Source organism: Vibrio sp. KUL80 (assembly GCF_059725495.1).
Genome location: NZ_AP045841.1, coordinates 2697691 through 2714327 on the forward strand (window position 1 = coordinate 2697691; position 16637 = coordinate 2714327).

Annotated in this window: 18 protein-coding genes; 7 read left to right on the forward strand and 11 right to left on the reverse strand. The window is 47.0% G+C overall.

Going from position 1 to position 16637, the window contains the following annotated elements; all coding sequences use genetic code 11:
• Positions 1-160: 160 nt before the first annotated feature.
• Positions 161-412, forward strand: a complete 252-nt coding sequence (locus AC6I8U_RS12450) for an HPr family phosphocarrier protein (RefSeq protein ID WP_234494355.1) — start codon at positions 161-163, stop codon at positions 410-412.
• A gap of 80 nt (positions 413-492) precedes the next feature.
• Here AC6I8U_RS12450 and AC6I8U_RS12455 read toward each other — a convergent pair whose 3' ends face one another.
• On the reverse strand, positions 493-1470 hold the full coding sequence (locus tag AC6I8U_RS12455) for a lytic murein transglycosylase (protein WP_498017051.1): 978 nt from the start codon (positions 1468-1470) through the stop codon (positions 493-495).
• A 24-nt stretch (positions 1471-1494) separates the two neighbouring features.
• A complete protein-coding gene (locus tag AC6I8U_RS12460) occupies positions 1495-1770 on the reverse strand; it encodes a YcgL domain-containing protein (RefSeq protein WP_042476452.1) in 276 nt (91 codons plus the stop codon).
• 216 nt (positions 1771-1986) lie between these two features.
• Here AC6I8U_RS12460 and minC point away from each other — a divergent pair, with 216 nt between their 5' ends.
• The 3 genes from minC to minE are packed head-to-tail and all read left to right on the forward strand — an operon-like array spanning position 1987 to position 3749.
• On the forward strand, positions 1987-2649 hold the full coding sequence (gene minC / locus AC6I8U_RS12465) for a septum site-determining protein MinC (RefSeq protein ID WP_446569027.1): 663 nt from the start codon (positions 1987-1989) through the stop codon (positions 2647-2649).
• Between the two features lie 20 nt (positions 2650-2669).
• The gene (minD, locus tag AC6I8U_RS12470; protein ID WP_042476445.1) at positions 2670-3482 is read left to right on the forward strand and encodes a septum site-determining protein MinD; all 813 of its coding nucleotides are present in this window, start codon (positions 2670-2672) and stop codon (positions 3480-3482) included.
• 3 nt (positions 3483-3485) lie between these two features.
• A complete protein-coding gene (gene minE, locus AC6I8U_RS12475) occupies positions 3486-3749 on the forward strand; it encodes a cell division topological specificity factor MinE (protein WP_042476441.1) in 264 nt (87 codons plus the stop codon).
• Positions 3750-3794: 45 nt separating this feature from the next.
• Here minE and rnd read toward each other — a convergent pair whose 3' ends face one another.
• The 7 genes from rnd to yoaA all read right to left on the reverse strand — a co-directional run bounded on the left by rnd (position 3795) and on the right by yoaA (position 11354).
• Positions 3795-4916: a ribonuclease D gene (gene rnd / locus AC6I8U_RS12480; RefSeq protein ID WP_234494358.1), complete on the reverse strand. Its 1122-nt coding sequence runs from the start codon at positions 4914-4916 to the stop codon at positions 3795-3797.
• 72 nt (positions 4917-4988) lie between these two features.
• Complete coding sequence (fadD, locus tag AC6I8U_RS12485) at positions 4989-6689, reverse strand: long-chain-fatty-acid--CoA ligase FadD (protein WP_252013706.1); 1701 nt, start codon at positions 6687-6689, stop codon at positions 4989-4991.
• A 166-nt stretch (positions 6690-6855) separates the two neighbouring features.
• Positions 6856-7722: an alpha/beta fold hydrolase gene (locus tag AC6I8U_RS12490; RefSeq protein WP_498017052.1), complete on the reverse strand. Its 867-nt coding sequence runs from the start codon at positions 7720-7722 to the stop codon at positions 6856-6858.
• Between the two features lie 2 nt (positions 7723-7724).
• Positions 7725-8279 (reverse strand): Slp family lipoprotein, encoded by a 555-nt coding sequence (locus AC6I8U_RS12495; protein WP_498017053.1) that lies wholly within the window; start codon positions 8277-8279, stop codon positions 7725-7727.
• A 55-nt stretch (positions 8280-8334) separates the two neighbouring features.
• Positions 8335-8652, reverse strand: a complete 318-nt coding sequence (locus tag AC6I8U_RS12500) for a chromosome partitioning protein ParA (RefSeq protein ID WP_498017054.1) — start codon at positions 8650-8652, stop codon at positions 8335-8337.
• A 41-nt stretch (positions 8653-8693) separates the two neighbouring features.
• Positions 8694-9395: a tRNA (adenosine(37)-N6)-threonylcarbamoyltransferase complex dimerization subunit type 1 TsaB gene (gene tsaB / locus AC6I8U_RS12505; RefSeq protein ID WP_234494361.1), complete on the reverse strand. Its 702-nt coding sequence runs from the start codon at positions 9393-9395 to the stop codon at positions 8694-8696.
• A complete protein-coding gene (gene yoaA, locus AC6I8U_RS12510; RefSeq protein WP_498017055.1) occupies positions 9396-11354 on the reverse strand; it encodes a DNA repair helicase YoaA in 1959 nt (652 codons plus the stop codon).
• Between the two features lie 340 nt (positions 11355-11694).
• Here yoaA and purU point away from each other — a divergent pair, with 340 nt between their 5' ends.
• Positions 11695-12528, forward strand: coding sequence for a formyltetrahydrofolate deformylase (gene purU / locus AC6I8U_RS12515; protein WP_234494363.1), 834 nt, complete (start codon positions 11695-11697; stop codon positions 12526-12528).
• Positions 12529-12608: 80 nt separating this feature from the next.
• On the opposite strand, the gene AC6I8U_RS12520 is transcribed toward purU, so the two are convergent.
• Both AC6I8U_RS12520 and AC6I8U_RS12525 read right to left on the reverse strand, forming a co-directional pair.
• Complete coding sequence (locus tag AC6I8U_RS12520) at positions 12609-13430, reverse strand: hypothetical protein (protein ID WP_498017056.1); 822 nt, start codon at positions 13428-13430, stop codon at positions 12609-12611.
• 146 nt (positions 13431-13576) lie between these two features.
• A complete protein-coding gene (locus AC6I8U_RS12525; protein WP_498017057.1) occupies positions 13577-14173 on the reverse strand; it encodes a VOC family protein in 597 nt (198 codons plus the stop codon).
• A gap of 175 nt (positions 14174-14348) precedes the next feature.
• On the opposite strand from AC6I8U_RS12525, the gene argS reads away from it, so the two are divergent.
• Both argS and AC6I8U_RS12535 read left to right on the forward strand, forming a co-directional pair.
• Positions 14349-16082, forward strand: a complete 1734-nt coding sequence (gene argS / locus AC6I8U_RS12530; RefSeq protein WP_498017058.1) for an arginine--tRNA ligase — start codon at positions 14349-14351, stop codon at positions 16080-16082.
• Positions 16083-16169: 87 nt separating this feature from the next.
• Complete coding sequence (locus tag AC6I8U_RS12535; RefSeq protein WP_498017059.1) at positions 16170-16598, forward strand: HIT domain-containing protein; 429 nt, start codon at positions 16170-16172, stop codon at positions 16596-16598.
• Positions 16599-16637: the final 39 nt, after the last annotated feature.

The window sequence follows — 16637 nt, forward strand, 5'->3', positions numbered from 1 at the left end:
CCTCTTTACAATCATACAGATAACGTTAACCCCCTCTCATTTTGTACTGATACTTTCTTACCTATTAGCAACTTTACTTCTTCGTCACAGATTTCAAACCGCTTGTTCGGTACAAACAACCTCAGAAGCGAATCAATCGAATAACGAGGAGATGTACCCCATGTATAAGAAAAACGCATTGATCACAGCAGAGAGCGGCTTACACACAAGGCCGGCAGCGCAGTTCGTTAAAGAAGCAAAAAAATACTCAGAAGATATCGAGATCGTCTCTAAGGGTAAGACGGCTACGGCTAAAAATTTGTTCAAGTTGCAGACATTGCAGCTTGTTAAAGGCACAGAAGTGACGGTACAGTCATCCAACAGGCAAGCCGTTGATGAACTGGCAAGCTTCTTAGAGAAAGTGACCGGCTAGCAGATAGTAAAACTAAGCGCCCATGCACGCGGCCTGAGTGCATGGGCGCTTTTTCATTTTATGTACAATGAGAGAGAGCGTTAATCCATCGCGATTCGGTCAGCAAGGTGGCTGACAGCCAAAGCGAAGTAATACGAACGATTCCACTTCATCAACACGTTATAGTTGTTATACACCAAATAAACTCGACCATTCTCGTCATCAGGCATAATAAGCCAAGCTTTAATGTCTTCATCAAGCTGAGGCAGTGGGCGACCATCGTATCTTGTCACACCGAGCTTGCTCCACTCTTGTAAGAACTTGCCTTTTTCAGGGTCGCGCCCCTGAAGCTCAGGAGAAAACCCTTTAGGAACTTTGACTTGTCGTCCCCAAGTGTATTGATCATCCCAGCCAGATTTCGCTAAGTAGTTAGCGGTTGACGCGAAGACATCGGCTTCGCTGTCCCAGATGTCTTTCTTGCCATCGCCATTCCCATCAGCAGCAAAGTTCAGGAACGAACTCGGCATGAACTGGCTTTGCCCCATTGCGCCAGCCCAAGACCCTTTCATGTCTTTAGGTGCAATATGACCTTGTTCTAGAATGGTCAGCGCAGCTAGAGCCTCACTGCGGAAGAAGGCTTCTCTTCGTCCTTCATACGCCATGGTTGATAGCGCATCGATCACTCGATAGTTACCAGTAAAGCGACCAAAGTTACTTTCAACGCCCCACAATGCGACGATAAAGCGCGGCTGGACGCCATATTCGTCACCAATGCGTTTCAGCTCAGCGTAATGTTTGTTGTGAAGCTCTTTCGCTTGCTTCACTTTCCAATCCGGCACCGCTCTTGGTATGTACTCATCCAAAGTCAGTCTTTTCTCAGGCTGGTTACGGTCGGCTTTCACCGCTCTGGGCTTATATTCCACACCAGCAAAGGCCTCTGTTAAGATTTGCTCAGAGATTCCTTGCTCTCGAGCCTCTTGCTTGAGACCCGCGACATATTCCTCGAAGGATTCCTTTTGTTGCGCGACTGCGCTTGTGGCTAGGCTTGCCCCTAGCATCACTGACAATATCTTTTTCACCGTGCCCTCCCCTGAGCAGTCGGATTATTTCTGTTGAGCTTTCTGCTCTTTGTATTTATCCAGTAAGTTTTCTGGCGGTGGTGGTAATTGTAAGAAAAAGCCCTCTTCGTTAATCGACGTTTTGACCTTCTCAACATCGACCAACGCCAGTGTACGGCCAGCAAGGTTAACCACCATGACAAACTGAGGTCTGCCAAACATGTCCATCAACGCTTCTGGTACTGGAGTGAAGTCGTCTTTCTTTGCGATGTACAGGTATGCCCCGTCTTTTTTAGTGCTTTTATAGATTGAACAAAGCATGGTTGTATCTCTTATCGTTACGTATCTTCTCAAGTAGAAGAAATAATTCGGTTAGTTTATGGAAAATTGAGAGTTAATTATCCATTTGAGAGCAAGATAGCTTGCTGTATCTAATGTTGAAATATAACATGATTATTCCCAAGTAACCTCTAGATACGGTTACATTGGCATAACCTAATCAACAGCAATGTCATTGGCACAAGGATTTGATCATCAATGTCTCAATCCCCAGATCTGAAAGGCAGTAGCTTCACCTTATCGGTGTTGCATCTTTCTGACAACGATGTTTCCAAAGCAGTTCAATTTTTACAACAAAAAGTCTCTCAAGCCCCGACATTTTTCGCCTCGGCACCCGTGGTGATCAATGTTAGTCAGGTAGATGGCGATATTAACTTTATCGACCTAAAACTGGGCGTAGAAGAGATAGGTATGATTCCCGTTGGCGTTACCGGCTGCCAAGATAAGCGCCTGCAAAACCTTGCGTCTGAAGCAGGGTTTGCGGTCATGACGGCCAGTAAAGCACCTTCTCAAGCCCCCGCCAAAATGGAACCAACCAAAATTGTCCGCAACCCAGTTCGCTCTGGGCAACAAATCTATGCCAAAAACAGTGACCTTGTCATATTAAGCCATGTGAGTGCGGGCGCCGAAGTTATCGCCGATGGCACCATTCATATCCATGGCACATTACGAGGCAGAGCAATCGCAGGGGCGAGTGGCTCACGCGATGCAAAAATTCTCTGCAACGACTTACAAGCTGAACTAGTCTCCATAGCAGGAAACTACTGGCTCAGCGATCAGATTGAACGTGAATACTGGGGTAAAAAGGTGCTATTCGGTATGACCGATGACCAACTCGATTTCGAGATCCTCACGATTTAGAATTTAAAGGAAAACAATTAATGGCACGCATTATTGTGGTAACGTCGGGTAAAGGCGGCGTAGGTAAGACGACCTCGAGCGCGGCAATCGCGTCAGGACTGGCACTAAAAGGCAAGAAAACGGCCGTTATCGACTTCGATATTGGTCTTCGTAACCTAGACCTTATCATGGGTTGTGAGCGTCGCGTGGTTTACGATTTCGTCAATGTTATTAACGGCGAAGCAACGCTAAATCAAGCACTTATCAAAGATAAGCGTACTGATAATCTGTTCATCCTACCTGCCTCACAAACTCGTGATAAAGATGCGCTGACCAAAGATGGTGTACGTCGCGTATTGGACGACCTCGACGAAATGGGTTTTGACTTCGTAATCTGTGATTCACCTGCGGGTATTGAGCAAGGTGCATTGATGGCGCTGTACTTCGCGGACGAAGCGATTGTAACTACCAACCCAGAAGTCTCGTCGGTTCGCGACTCAGACCGCATTCTTGGCATCTTAGACTCGAAGTCTCGCCGCGCTGAAGAAGGCAAAGAGCCGGTTAAACAGCACCTATTGTTGACTCGTTACAATCCAGCTCGAGTAACACAAGGCGAAATGCTGTCTGTCGAAGACGTGGAAGAGATCCTACACATTTCACTGCTTGGTGTTATTCCAGAAAGCCAAGCGGTACTCAATGCCTCTAACAAAGGTGTGCCAGTCATTTTTGATGATGAGTCTGATGCAGGTATGGCGTACTCAGACACCGTTGATCGTCTACTCGGTGAGCAAGTCGACTTCCGCTTCTTAACAGAGCAGAAGAAAGGTATCTTCAAACGTCTATTCGGGGGGTAAGCTATGTCTCTACTTGAGTTTTTCCGCCCACAGAAGAAGACCTCAGCAAACCTAGCCAAAGAACGTTTGCAAATCATCGTTGCAGAAAGACGCAGTGAAGGCTCGCCTTCTCCGTCTTACTTACCGCAATTAAAGGAAGATATCCTTAAAGTGATCGCGAAATATGTCGATGTTGATCCGTCTATGGTGGATCTGTCGTTCGAACACAAAGACGATGATATTTCGGTTCTTGAGCTCAACGTACAGCTTCCAGAAGACGAAAAGTAATTCAAAAAAGGCTCGCAATCGCGAGCCTTTTACATTTAGCTTGATTTAAACATCCATAACCTGGTCTAGCTGACGACCAAACAGCTCTAGACGCCACCCTTGCATCACATCCGGAAGCTTGGCTGGATCGCGCTGATGTTTCCAAACCCAAGAAAGGTATTGGTTAAGCTGCTTTTTGGACGCTAAAAACTCTGTGGCTAAGCCGCTGTGCTGAGCCGCCTTCTTCACTTCGTCTTTCAGCTTTTTAAACACTTGCTTGTAGCTTGGGAAATCCATCAAGCGTTCAATTTTCTCTGGATAATCTTCTTCTGGCGTTTGCTGCGCACGCTTGACGATAGCGGCAATACGTTCACCATGACGACGAATAGCTCTAGGGTCGATGCCCTCTTGTTCCATCTGTTTTGGCTTTTTCAGGCCATGACGTGCAACCGTCCAAAGCTCTTGTTCTTTGATAATGAAGTTCAAAGCTAAGTCACGTTTAAGTGCTTCATTGAAGCGCCATGTCGCCAGAGGCTTGAGTACAGCTAGCTGCTTTCGTTTAAGCTGCCACGCACCTTTGATATCTAGATAGGCTTTCTCAGGGTTTGGAGTTTTGCCGCGCTTTTGCATCAGCAAATCGGACTCTTGCTGAGCCGCTTCCCACCACTCTTTGGCTTCCACTTTAGCAAACAGCTTAAAGTACAGCGGCCACAGGTAGTACACGTCTGCCGCAGCGTAATCGAGCTGCTTGTCGGTCAGTGGACGAGCTACCCAATCGGCACGCGATTCACTCTTATCAAGCTCAACATCGAGATACTCTTGAACAAGAGTAGCAAAGCCCGTTGATAAACCGTGACCAAGAAATGCGGCCATGATCTGCGTATCCACCATTGGGTATGGCATGCAATCGAAGCTGTTCGCGAACACCTCAAGGTCTTCGCCGCAAGCATGAAGAACCTTTAATACTGACGTGTCCTTCAAGAGCTCGATGAAAGGGGTGAAATCACTGATAGTAAGTGGGTCAATAAGTGACAACTGTTCGCCGTCATAAAGCTGAATCAATCCAAGCTTTGGGTAGTAAGTACGAATGCGCACAAACTCAGTGTCCAACATCACGACATCGGATTCACGAGCCTTGCTGCATACCGACTCTAGCTCGGCAAACTCTGTTACTATTTGGAATTCCACTCAATCTCTCTTTATAAAAAATGCCAGCTTTGCGGGCTGGCATTTTAGCACTGATTGTAATCAAACGTTAACTTAAACTGTCTTCTCTGAGGTTTTCATCAGTTTTGCATCGTTTTCTTCGCGCAACACGCGGCGTAGAATCTTACCAACGTTGGTTTTTGGCAGATCTTCTCTAAATTCAACGCGTTTCGGGATCTTATAGCCCGTCAAGTGTTGACGACAATGCTCGATGACCTCTTCTTTAGTCAGAGAGTTATCCTTTTTAACGATGAAGATCTTAACGATCTCACCCGAGGCTTCGTTCGCCTCACCAATCGCTGCGACCTCGAGTACCTTGTCATTCAAGGCAACAACGTCTTCAATTTCATTTGGATAAACATTGAAGCCCGACACCAAGATCATATCTTTCTTGCGGTCGACGATATGCAAAAATCCCTCGTCGTCGAACTCAACGATATCACCTGTTGATAGCCAACCTTCTTGGTTAATCACCTCTTTGGTCGCTTCCGCACGCTGCCAGTAGCCTTGCATCACCTGAGGACCACGAACCTGGAGTTCACCTTTACCATCGCCCTCAACTGGATTGCCTTCTTCATCGACAATACGTACTTCTGTAGAAGGAACAGGAAGACCAATTGACCCGTTATATTCAACCAAATCATGCGGATAAGCGGCAACGAGAGGCGAACACTCCGTTAGACCATAACCTTCTAAAAGCAAACAGCCTGTGGTTTTTTTCCACTGCTCAGCGACAGCACGTTGAACCGCCATACCACCGCCTACGGCCAGTCTTAATCCACGGAAGTCCAACTCATGGAAATCTTCATTGTTAAGCAGAGCATTGAACAGAGTGTTTACCCCGGTTATCGCAGTGAACGGGTATTTTTGTAGCTCTTTCACAAAACCTGGAATGTCACGTGGGTTGGTAATCAGCAGGTTTTGACCACCCATTTCAATGAACAGCAGACAGTTAACCGTAAGTGCAAATACGTGATAGAGCGGCAACGCGGTGACCACAAACTCACGTCCTTCGTGCAATACTGGCGCATACATGCCCTTCGCCTGCATCACGTTAGCAATCATGTTGCGGTGAGTCAGGATCGCGCCTTTAGCGACGCCTGTCGTACCACCGGTATATTGCAAAAACGCAATATCATCACCCGTCATAAAAGGCTTAACGTATTGCAGGCGACGACCTTTATGGAGAGCCTTCTTAAAAGAAATCGCTCCTGGTAAGTCGTACTTAGGCACCATGCCTTTCACGTACTTCACAACAAAATCAACAATCGTGCCTTTCGCTGTTGGCAGCATTTGTCCAAGGCTTGTCAGCACCACGTGCTTGATCGGCGTCTTATCTACAACTTGCTCTAGAGTGTTAGCAAAGTTTGACACGATAACGATGGCTTTCGCATCTGCGTCATTCAGCTGATGCTCGAGCTCACGAGGGGTATAAAGTGGGTTAACGTTGACCGCAATAAGGCCGGCTCTAAGTACACCAAATAGCGCTATTGGGTATTGCAGCAAGTTTGGCATCATAATCGCGACGCGATCGCCTTTTTGCAACTTGAGTTCATTTTGCAGGTACGCCGCAAACGCTCGGCTACGCTCTTCCAACTTACGGAACGTCATGACTGAGCCCATGTTCACAAACGCAGGTTGGTCTGCAAATTTATGAACCGACTGTTCGAACATCTCAACTAGAGAAGGGTACTGATCCGGATTGATGTGCTCAGGCACGTCACTTGGGTATCGAGAAAGCCAAGGTTTATCCACAATTCTACTCCTTGCGTGTAAGGTCACTCTTCCGTTTCATAGCCGTAGGCAGATTTCAGTGTTGTTTTAAAATATTGTTAACACTTTATGGGACTATGAATGTTTTATTATTCCTGCTATTACAACACAGCAGACCAGTTAGCGCACGAAAGACTCAAACACTTGTTTAATTTTTGTTAACTAGTCCAAGTATTAATTCAAATACGCTTTCTGGCGACTCAAGATGACAATGATGGTCACCCGCCACCCACTCAATTTGTGCTTTGGGCAACATCGCTAAACGCTCTTTATGTTGAAGATAGGCATAACCGCGCTCGCCCAAAATCACCAAATGAGGTGTTTGAATAGCATCGACGATCGCTTGAGCATTCTGCTCCGCCATTCGGTAGACAGACTCGCATTTGAGCTTGCTGTCATGACGCCAATACCATTTACCCTGCTCACAACGAAGATCGCGCTCTACGATCGGCAACACAGCAGACTCGGAGAGTTTTGTTGCTCTGATCCGCATGTTAATCGCGTCTTGTTTCGAAGGAATGGCTTTCGCGGTTTTACCACGCCAGCGCTCGCGGCTTTCAATGCCTTTTCTTAAGCGTTCAGCACTTAGCTGAGGTGATTCAGATAAAGGGATATGCGCTTCGATTTGAACTAAACCTGAGACTTTTTCAGGAAAGGCAGCACTATAGCAACTTGCGATCAATGCACCAAGTGAATGCCCCACTAGAAACACATCGACTGCGTGAAGTTTAATCAATATGCGGTGAAGATCATCAATATAGTCGTGAAAGTTATAGAAATGATGAGGACTCTTGTGGGAAGAGTGTCCATGCCCAGGTAAGTCAATGGCGACAACACGCCAATCGGGCGATTGTTTCTCAATCAGCGCAAGTAAAGCATGAAAACTGGCCGCATTGTCCATCCAACCATGAATAAAAACGACCGTCTTGGCGGTCGTTTTTGAGGCTTCGCGTTCAAGGTAGGCAATCGTCCTGTCGTCTATCTTGAGCGATTTTTCTTTAAAGGTGGAATCCAATCCTATTTAACCTCTTTGATCACTCGACCAGTGCTAGGTCCGCTGTGGTAATAGAAACCATCGCAATAGTAACCCCAGCATGACCCATAGCTGCCAAAGTCGCGATTGATGATTAAGCGCTCTTCAACTCGCCATAGATAATTACCATAGGCATTAATAACCGGGAAGTCACCTTCATACTCACCAATGCGACCGCGCTCCATGCCATCTTTGTAACCACCAAAGGTGACTAAACGCCCTTGCGCGTAGGTGATAGGGTCAACAAACCCGTCTACATAGGCAATGAAGCGTCCATTTGGCTCTTCACTAATATCTGGCTTGCCATACTTGTCAATAGGTAGGTTAACAACTTCGATTCGCGTTCTATCGGCGAGATTTTTTACCGTGTCTATCACTCCACCCAAACGCACTTCGGCCTTGTCATTGGTATCAAGAACACCTTGATAAGTGGCAACCACGTTCTCGTTGTTGGTCGCTAAGGTGTCAGGAAGGCTGCCACAGGCACTCAAAATGGCACTTAACGCCACAATACTACTGAGTTTCAGGAGTGTTTTCATAAATGGGGATACCTTAATTAAAGCAAGTTACAGTTAAAGCAAATAACTCTTATTATCATATATAGATATCGACACCAAGCAACTGTTCGAGTTCCTCTCTTTTGGCTCGATTCATAACACTCATATACTCTTCCAGAGCCTTTTTCGATCGACCCTCCGGGAGATCATACTGAACCTGAGCCTTTGCCATGTCAGCATCGGATAAATGCTTTACTGAATGCGCGACTGCTTGCGCCACTTTCGTGACCTGCGTCGATTGATTGGTTGACTGCGAAGATTGAGATGTAGACGCTTTCGACACTGCCTTTTTTGCATTGGCTTTCTGTGTCTTGCGCTGATTGGGTATGGAAGGTAAGCCGTTAATCGAGACCATAATCAAGTTGGGCTAGCGCTGTGGACTAGCCCTCTCCTTCGTTACTCTCTGCCTGGCAGCTTTTTCCATGCGACAGTATCACGCAAATAAACTGGGCTAGCTTCTTCAGCTGGGACTGTGTTGCCCTTTGCTAACTCGAACTGAGCGAGATACGCAATATCCTGTGCCTCTGGGTAGAGAACCTCTGAAGCTTGAGTGGTGATCGCCAGTGTTGATAGTGGTTCTGAGTATGCATCCCAACCTGTACCAGCGGTTGTCCATGTATGCTCGTCTGCCACGATATTTTCGACAAGAACACTCGGCGGAATGACTTGCTCTTGATCGACCTCTTGCCAGTCTCCTGACTCTAGACGCTCAAAACGACCCCAATACACTTCGTTCATACGTGCATCAATAGCACTCGCTACGTTAGTTGCTTGAGCGATACGATATGCCCCTTGCGCCATCGCTTTTAGTGTCGAAATGCCGATCATCGGCAGATCAGCACCGAAGCCCAAACCTTGTGCGATACCAATACAAATACGCACACCGGTAAAGCTACCTGGACCGCGTGCAAACGCAAGCGCATCAAGATCAGTCAAGGTTAGATCTGCCTCTTTCAGCAGTTCATCTACCATTGGCAGTACTTTCTTAGTGTGGTCGCGCGGCGCGAGTTCACTGCGTGAGTATGTCTTGTCGCCAACTAGGAGCGCTACTGAGCAATTTTCTGTTGCGGTATCGATAGCTAAGATTTTGTAAGTCATTTATTTCTCAATTTGTTCTTCTGCTGCGCTCGGTGCTTCGCCTTGCGCTAAAAACGTTTTAATCACGCCCAAGTCTCGAGTGCGAGGAATCGGCGGGAGACTGGATAAGAAGGTCGCTCCATAGTCTCTGGTCACTAATCGGTTATCGCAAATAATCAGTGCGCCACGATCTTTTTGATCGCGTATCAAACGTCCAACACCCTGCTTGAGCGTAATCACCGCATCGGGGATCTGAACCTGCTGAAAAGGGTCTCCCCCTTGCAGCTTACAATCCTCGATCCGCGCTTTAAGCAACGGATCATCCGGAGCGGTAAACGGTAATTTGTCGATGATAACACAGCTCAAGGTGTCACCTCTAACATCTATTCCTTCCCAGAACGCCCCTGTTGCCACCAGCAAGGCGTTCCCAAGCTCCATAAACTCAGCCAGGGTTTTCTGCTTACTGGTTTCCCCCTGCAATAACACTGGAACTGATAGTGTCTCTCGGAACTTCTCCCCAAGCTCTCGCATCATGCTGTGCGACGTGCACAAGAAGAAACAGCGCCCTTGGTTTTGCTCAATGACAGGGGTAAGCATTCTTACCAGCTTATCAGCCAGACCATTACTGTTGGGCTCTGGCAAGTAACGAGGCACACAGAGTCTTGCTTGGCTTGGATAATCAAACGGACTTGGTAATGAAAACTGCTGTTTGGGCACCAAGCCCAATCGAGAGGTGAAGTGACCAAAATCATCCGATACAGCGAGTGTGGCGGAGGTAAATATCCAAGCGCCCCCTTTCATCTCAACCTGCTCATGAAACTTATCGGCCACCGTTAAAGGGGTGATATGTAAACTGAAATGGCGCGGTGATGTGTCATACCAGTAGGAGTAGCCGGTAATCGTCACATCACAGACTCGCTCGATTCTGCCCTTTACGAGGTTAGCGCGCTCAAATGCAGTATCGAGAAGTTGACTACGGCCAAGGGCAAGCTTGAGTACATCAATGACGAAGTCCAGGGCATCTGTGAGCCTTTCCATCTCACGCTTAATATTCGGCGAAGCGATTGCATCTCGCCAGTTACCGCGAAAACCAGTATCACCAAGCACAATTCGCATATCCATCGCAGCTTGAGACAAACGTTCCCCTGCTTTTTGCAGTTGACGCATATCTCTCGCTTCAGTGCGATAGCCAATCTCAATGTCCTTACACAGGTCTTGGATCTGTCGGCTAGAGATAGATTGGCCAAAGTACTGGCTGGCAATATCAGGGATCTGGTGAGCTTCATCGAAGATAAACACGTCAGCTTCTGGTATCAGTTCACCAAAACCAGTCTCTTTGATCGCCAAGTCCGCCATAAACAAGTGATGGTTCACGACCACAACGTCGGAATCGAGCGCTCGCCTTCTCGCCTTGAGTACGAAGCAATCCTCGTAACTCGGACACTCTTTACCTAAGCAATTGTCATTGGTTGAGGTAATGGTCGGAATGATTGGGCTGTCTTCAGCAATGGCATCGCACTCACCTAAATCGCCTGACTTGGTCTCCGAGGACCAGGTTCGCACTTTAACCAGCTGGGAAAGCAGATCAGTTTGCGTTTCAGTCGTGTGGCTTTCGACCATTTGTCGACTCAGCCTATCCAAACACAAATAGTTGGAACGACCTTTCAGCAGTGACACTTTTCCATGAAAGCCCAAAGCTTCAACCATCAAAGGCAGATCTCGGTGGAACAGCTGCTCCTGCAGGTTTTTCGAGCCGGTACTGATGATCGTCTTTTTTCCACTCAGTAACGCAGGAACGAGATAAGCAAATGTCTTACCCGTGCCCGTGCCCGCCTCGACAACCAGCTGCGTTTGATGCTCAATAGCTTCATCAACGGCATTCGCCATGTCCAGCTGCGGTTGGCGTGGTTGAAATCCCGGTATGACCTGCCCTAGCGCACCATCAGAGGCAAACGCTTTGGTGATTGTTCGTGAACCCATTTGGTACCACTGCTAATAAAGAATGGGGGTAGTATACCCAAACCACCAGCAGTTAAAAAACCGATTTGATAGGGGTTAGGGCTGCTAGATTGCATCGAAATCTGGCTTGCTAGAGCCTTTGTCACTAGCGCGGCAGACTTCTTTTGTTGAAACCTTGCTCAGAATAGATTAATAATGTCGGTTATATTGCGTACAACCTTAATAACACGCAGCAAAGATTAAATCCTCGAGTGAGCAAACCTCCAATGCCTTTCATTGAGTTGCATAATCACTGACACACCAAATAAATAGTTTGAGTGACCACGAGGTATGAATGACATTTTCACGGAAGCAGTAAATCATGGAAAAGAAGACCTTATTGACGCATTGCAACGATGCGCCAGGTTTGATCTCAAAGATCACTAACATCTGTTACAAGCACCAGCTAAACATTATTCACAACAACGAATTTGTGGATAACACCAGCGGTCATTTCTTTATGCGTACCGAGCTTGAAGGTTACTTCAATGACGAGACCTTCTTAGCAGACCTAGACCACGCCCTTCCTGAAGGCACTAAACGCAGACTGGTTGATTCATCTCGCAAACGCATCGTGATCTTAGTGACCAAAGAGGCACATTGTCTTGGTGATATCCTGATGAAAAACTTCGATGGCAGCCTAGACGTCGAGATTGCAGCAGTTATCGGCAACTACGACATACTTCAAGGACTAACAGAGAAGTTTGATATTCCTTATCACTGTGTGTCTCACGAAGGTCTTAGCCGCGAAGAGCACGAAGCAAAAATGTTGGAAGCCATTGATCAATATGAAGCAGACTACCTAGTGTTAGCTAAGTACATGCGCGTACTGACGCCGACTTTCGTTGAGAAGTACCATCACAAGATCATTAACATCCACCACAGCTTCTTGCCTGCTTTTATCGGCGCGAAACCTTATCAGCAAGCGTATGATCGCGGCGTTAAGATCATTGGTGCGACCGCGCACTTTGTTACCAACGATTTGGATGAAGGTCCGATCATTAAGCAAGACGTTATTCCTGTCGACCACAACTTCAGCGCTGCTGATATGGCACAAGCGGGTCGTGACGTAGAGAAGAATGTCTTATCTAAAGCGCTTAATAAAGTAGTCAATGACCACGTATTCGTCTACGGAAACAAGACAGTGATTTTGTAATTACCTATCTGATTTCATTAGATTAAAAAGCCCTTCTCATCTCAGTGTGAAGGGCTTTTTCTCTTTCATAGCGTCGACATTTACTGGTAGGTGTCACCTTTCGAATAATCCACCCGATAGCCCAAATCATCAAGCATCCCCAATGTCACCGGACCTATCAGGTTGCCATTTGCCATCAACTCTGCACTCATGTCTGGCACTGGGCGACCATTCTTATCGTAGCGTTTTTTATCTTCACTCCACTTAGAGTCGTAAAGATGCCCACCGTCATCACTGATTGGCAGCTCACGATAATCCACATCATATTGCTCATTAAACCGCTTCACCGCTTGGCTATCGCGCACCATAAACACCTTACCGAGCTGTCCGTCGTGACGTGTGTAGTCCATGGAATACGCACCGATGCCAAACACGTGCCCCATTTCATGCAGAATATTGGCATTGAACTCCACCTGTTCAAACCCAGGTTCGTAGGTGTGGCTGCCAATAAATACCGAGCCTTCGGTTGGGATTAAACGCCAATTAACGTCAATTTCAGCCTCTGGCCCCGCCATACCGTTGGCGTTATCCATGGGAACCACGTAGAAGTCAATGTCTAGGCTGTGCTGCTCGACCCCATCCACAGCAAGAATGACCTCTAGCCAGCGTTTTGATGCGGACAAATAGGGCTGAATGCGTGAATCGGTCCACTTGGCTAGCTTGCCGTCGTGAAGTGTTAGCTGATTGCAGAAGTTGAGGTTAAGTGTGAGGTGATCATTGGTGATACTGCGAGATGCTTTGACATCACATTGAGGGTTGTCGAAGTCAAACTCTTTGGCATGAGTAGCCATTGGCAGGCAAGACAACATCGCCGCAATACCAATAAGCCTTGTATTATCACCAACCACCTTGTTTAGATTCACGCGTCGTTTCCTTACAATCTGAATACATTCTTCAATTGTAGCTTGCCGACGCGCGTTCATTGGTATGAAGGTGTCTTTACCGTGTTTAACTGTTAACCACGCAAGTAACCTTTTTCACTAGGTTGTCAGATTAAGAGCGGAGTCACTTATTCGTGCTCTGAAGCGACGATGTTTTTCAAACTGTGAGGGTGGAGCTTGATGCAGATGTTATTGAATTTAAACGCGACCGTTGGGTTAGCCAGACGCTCACCTTCTCCTTTCGGACTCGATAACTTCACCTTTACGCCTTGTTGTTTCGCTTGCTCAAGCTGACGCTCAAGGTGCGGAAACAGCTTATAGAGATCTTGCAAAAAAGCCTCAGCGGTCAGCGCATTTGATGGCACCACAAATTCAACATGTTCCCAATCCTCTACTGGGTGTGTTTTACCAATCGCAGGGTAAGGCAATTCTAGACATTCAATTGACCAGCCATGACTTTGAACAGCGTTATCGAACTCAAGCACGATAATTGGACGACCGTTGATCTGCGCCTCAGAGATCACTTTCCCATATTCTAACCATGCTTGATGCGCCGCTTTTGCTAGCTCAGCATCGTTAATACGCAAAGCAATATGATCCGCCTGATAAGCAGATAAATCGATAGCTAACAGGCTGCATAAAGCCTGAATATTATCCAGAAAATCATCGATTTTATTCAACATTGCAGAAGGCACTAGACCTTTTTCTATCAGGGTTTGTTGCATTTTTTCGTGCTCACTTTGATCATCAAACGCCAAATAGTAGCAGGATTGAGCTAGAATCAGAAAAAATACAAACTTTCCCCCTAGGTCAGCGGCGTTAAAGTTGCTATTATGTGCGCCAATTTACTAGATTAAATCCAATTCCAAGAATTGAAGCCAAGTTTTGAAGGAAATGCGTGTGAATATCCAAGCACTGATCAACGACAAAGTATCTCAGGCTCTAGAAGCCGCTGGCGCACCTGCAGGCAGTCCTGCGGCTGTTCGCCAATCTGCAAAGCCACAGTTTGGTGACTACCAAGCAAACGGTGTAATGGGCGTTGCTAAGAAGTTGGGTACTAATCCACGAGAATTCGCGCAAAAAGTTCTGGATGTTTTGGACCTAGATGGAATTGCAAGCAAAACAGAAATTGCTGGTCCTGGCTTTATCAACATCTTCCTAAGTGAAAAGTTCCTAGCACAGCAAGCAGACGAGGCTCTAGCTGACTCTCGCTTGGGTGTGGCTTCTCAAGAGCAGCAAACGATCGTTGCTGACTACTCAGCGCCAAACGTGGCTAAAGAAATGCACGTTGGTCACCTGCGCTCAACCATCATCGGTGATGCGGTTGTTCGCACGCTAGAGTTTTTGGGTCACAAGGTGATTCGTGCAAACCATATCGGTGACTGGGGTACTCAGTTCGGTATGCTTATCGCAAACCTAGAGCGCGTACAACAAGAGTCTGGTGAAGTCTCTATGGAACTTTCTGACCTTGAAGCGTTTTACCGTGAGTCTAAAAAACTGTATGACGAAGATGCAGAGTTTGCCGAACGCGCACGTGGCTATGTTGTAAAACTTCAAGGTGGCGATGAGTTCTGTGGCGAGATGTGGAAGAAACTGGTTGACGTCACTATGATTCAAAACCAGCGTAACTACGACCGTCTAAACGTATCACTAACTCGCGATGACGTAATGGGCGAAAGCATGTACAACGACATGCTGCCAGGTATTGTTCAAGACCTGAAAGAAAAAGGTCTTGCAGTAGAAGATGACGGCGCGCAAGTTGTATTCCTTGATGAGTACAAGAACAAAGATGGTGAGCCAATGGGCGTTATCATCCAGAAGCGTGACGGCGGCTTCCTTTACACCACTACGGATATCGCTTGTGCTAAGTACCGCTACGAGCAGCTAGGCGCAGATCGCGTGCTTTACTTCATCGACTCACGTCAGCATCAGCACCTGCAACAGGCTTGGACAATTGTTCGTAAAGCTGGCTACGTGCCAGAGTCAACAACGCTTGAGCACCACGCATTCGGTATGATGCTAGGTAAAGATGGCCGTCCATTTAAGACACGTGCTGGCGGCACTGTTCGTCTCGCAGACCTTCTAGATGAAGCGGTTGAGCGTGCAAACACGCTTATCGAGTCTAAGAACCCTGAACTTGCAAGCGAAGAGAAAGCAAACATCGCGAACACAGTTGCAATGGCAGCGGTTAAGTACGCAGATCTTTCTAAGCACCGTACTACTGACTACGTGTTTGACTGGGACAACATGCTTGCATTTGAAGGCAACACAGCACCATACATGCAGTATGCGTATACACGCGTAGCGTCTGTATTTGCTAAAGCTGGTGTGTCGATGGATGAGCTTACTGGCGACATCAAGATCACTGACGAAAAAGAGAAAGCACTGGTTGCTAAGCTTCTACAATTTGAAGAAGCGGTTGAGTCAGTGGCTCGTGAAGGTCAGCCTCACATCATGTGTAGCTACCTATTCGAACTAGCAGGTCAATTCTCTAGCTTCTACGAAGCGTGCCCAATCCTAGTTGCCGAAGACGAAGCGGTGAAGCAAAGCCGTCTACGTCTTGCAGCCCTAACTGCTAAGACTATCAAACAAGGTCTTGAGCTATTGGGTATCGAGACACTAGAAAGAATGTAATTTGTTGAATTACCATTCATAATAGAAGGCGAGATGCGAGAGCACCTCGCCTTTTTTGTCCCTTTTATTTCGACATGAGCGCCTACCATGAGCTTTGAACTGCACCCACAACTAACAAAAGACACGAGCCTACTTGGTGAATTTCCATTGAGTCTGGCGCTACTACACAAAGATGACTCGGTTCCTTGGGTTATCTTGGTGCCTAAGAAAGCAGACTTAACTGAGCTGCATCACCTGCCAATGCATGAGCAGCAACAGTTTCTACTCGAGTCAGAGGTGGTCAACCGTGCTCTAGAGGCCCTGTTTACCCCCGATAAACTCAATTTTGGCGCTCTGGGTAATATGGTGCCGCAGCTTCACGTTCATCATATTGCGCGCTTTAAGAATGATATCGCGTGGCCCGGACCACTATGGGGAAGCACCAAGGGTGAGTATCGCAGTGATGAAGACCAACACAGCTTGGTTCAACGTATTCAGTCGCAGCTAGCGGAAAGCGAACTTTTTCAAAGCGCATGATTGACGAACAGCTGGTGGTTCAAGAAAAGAAAAGCTCCG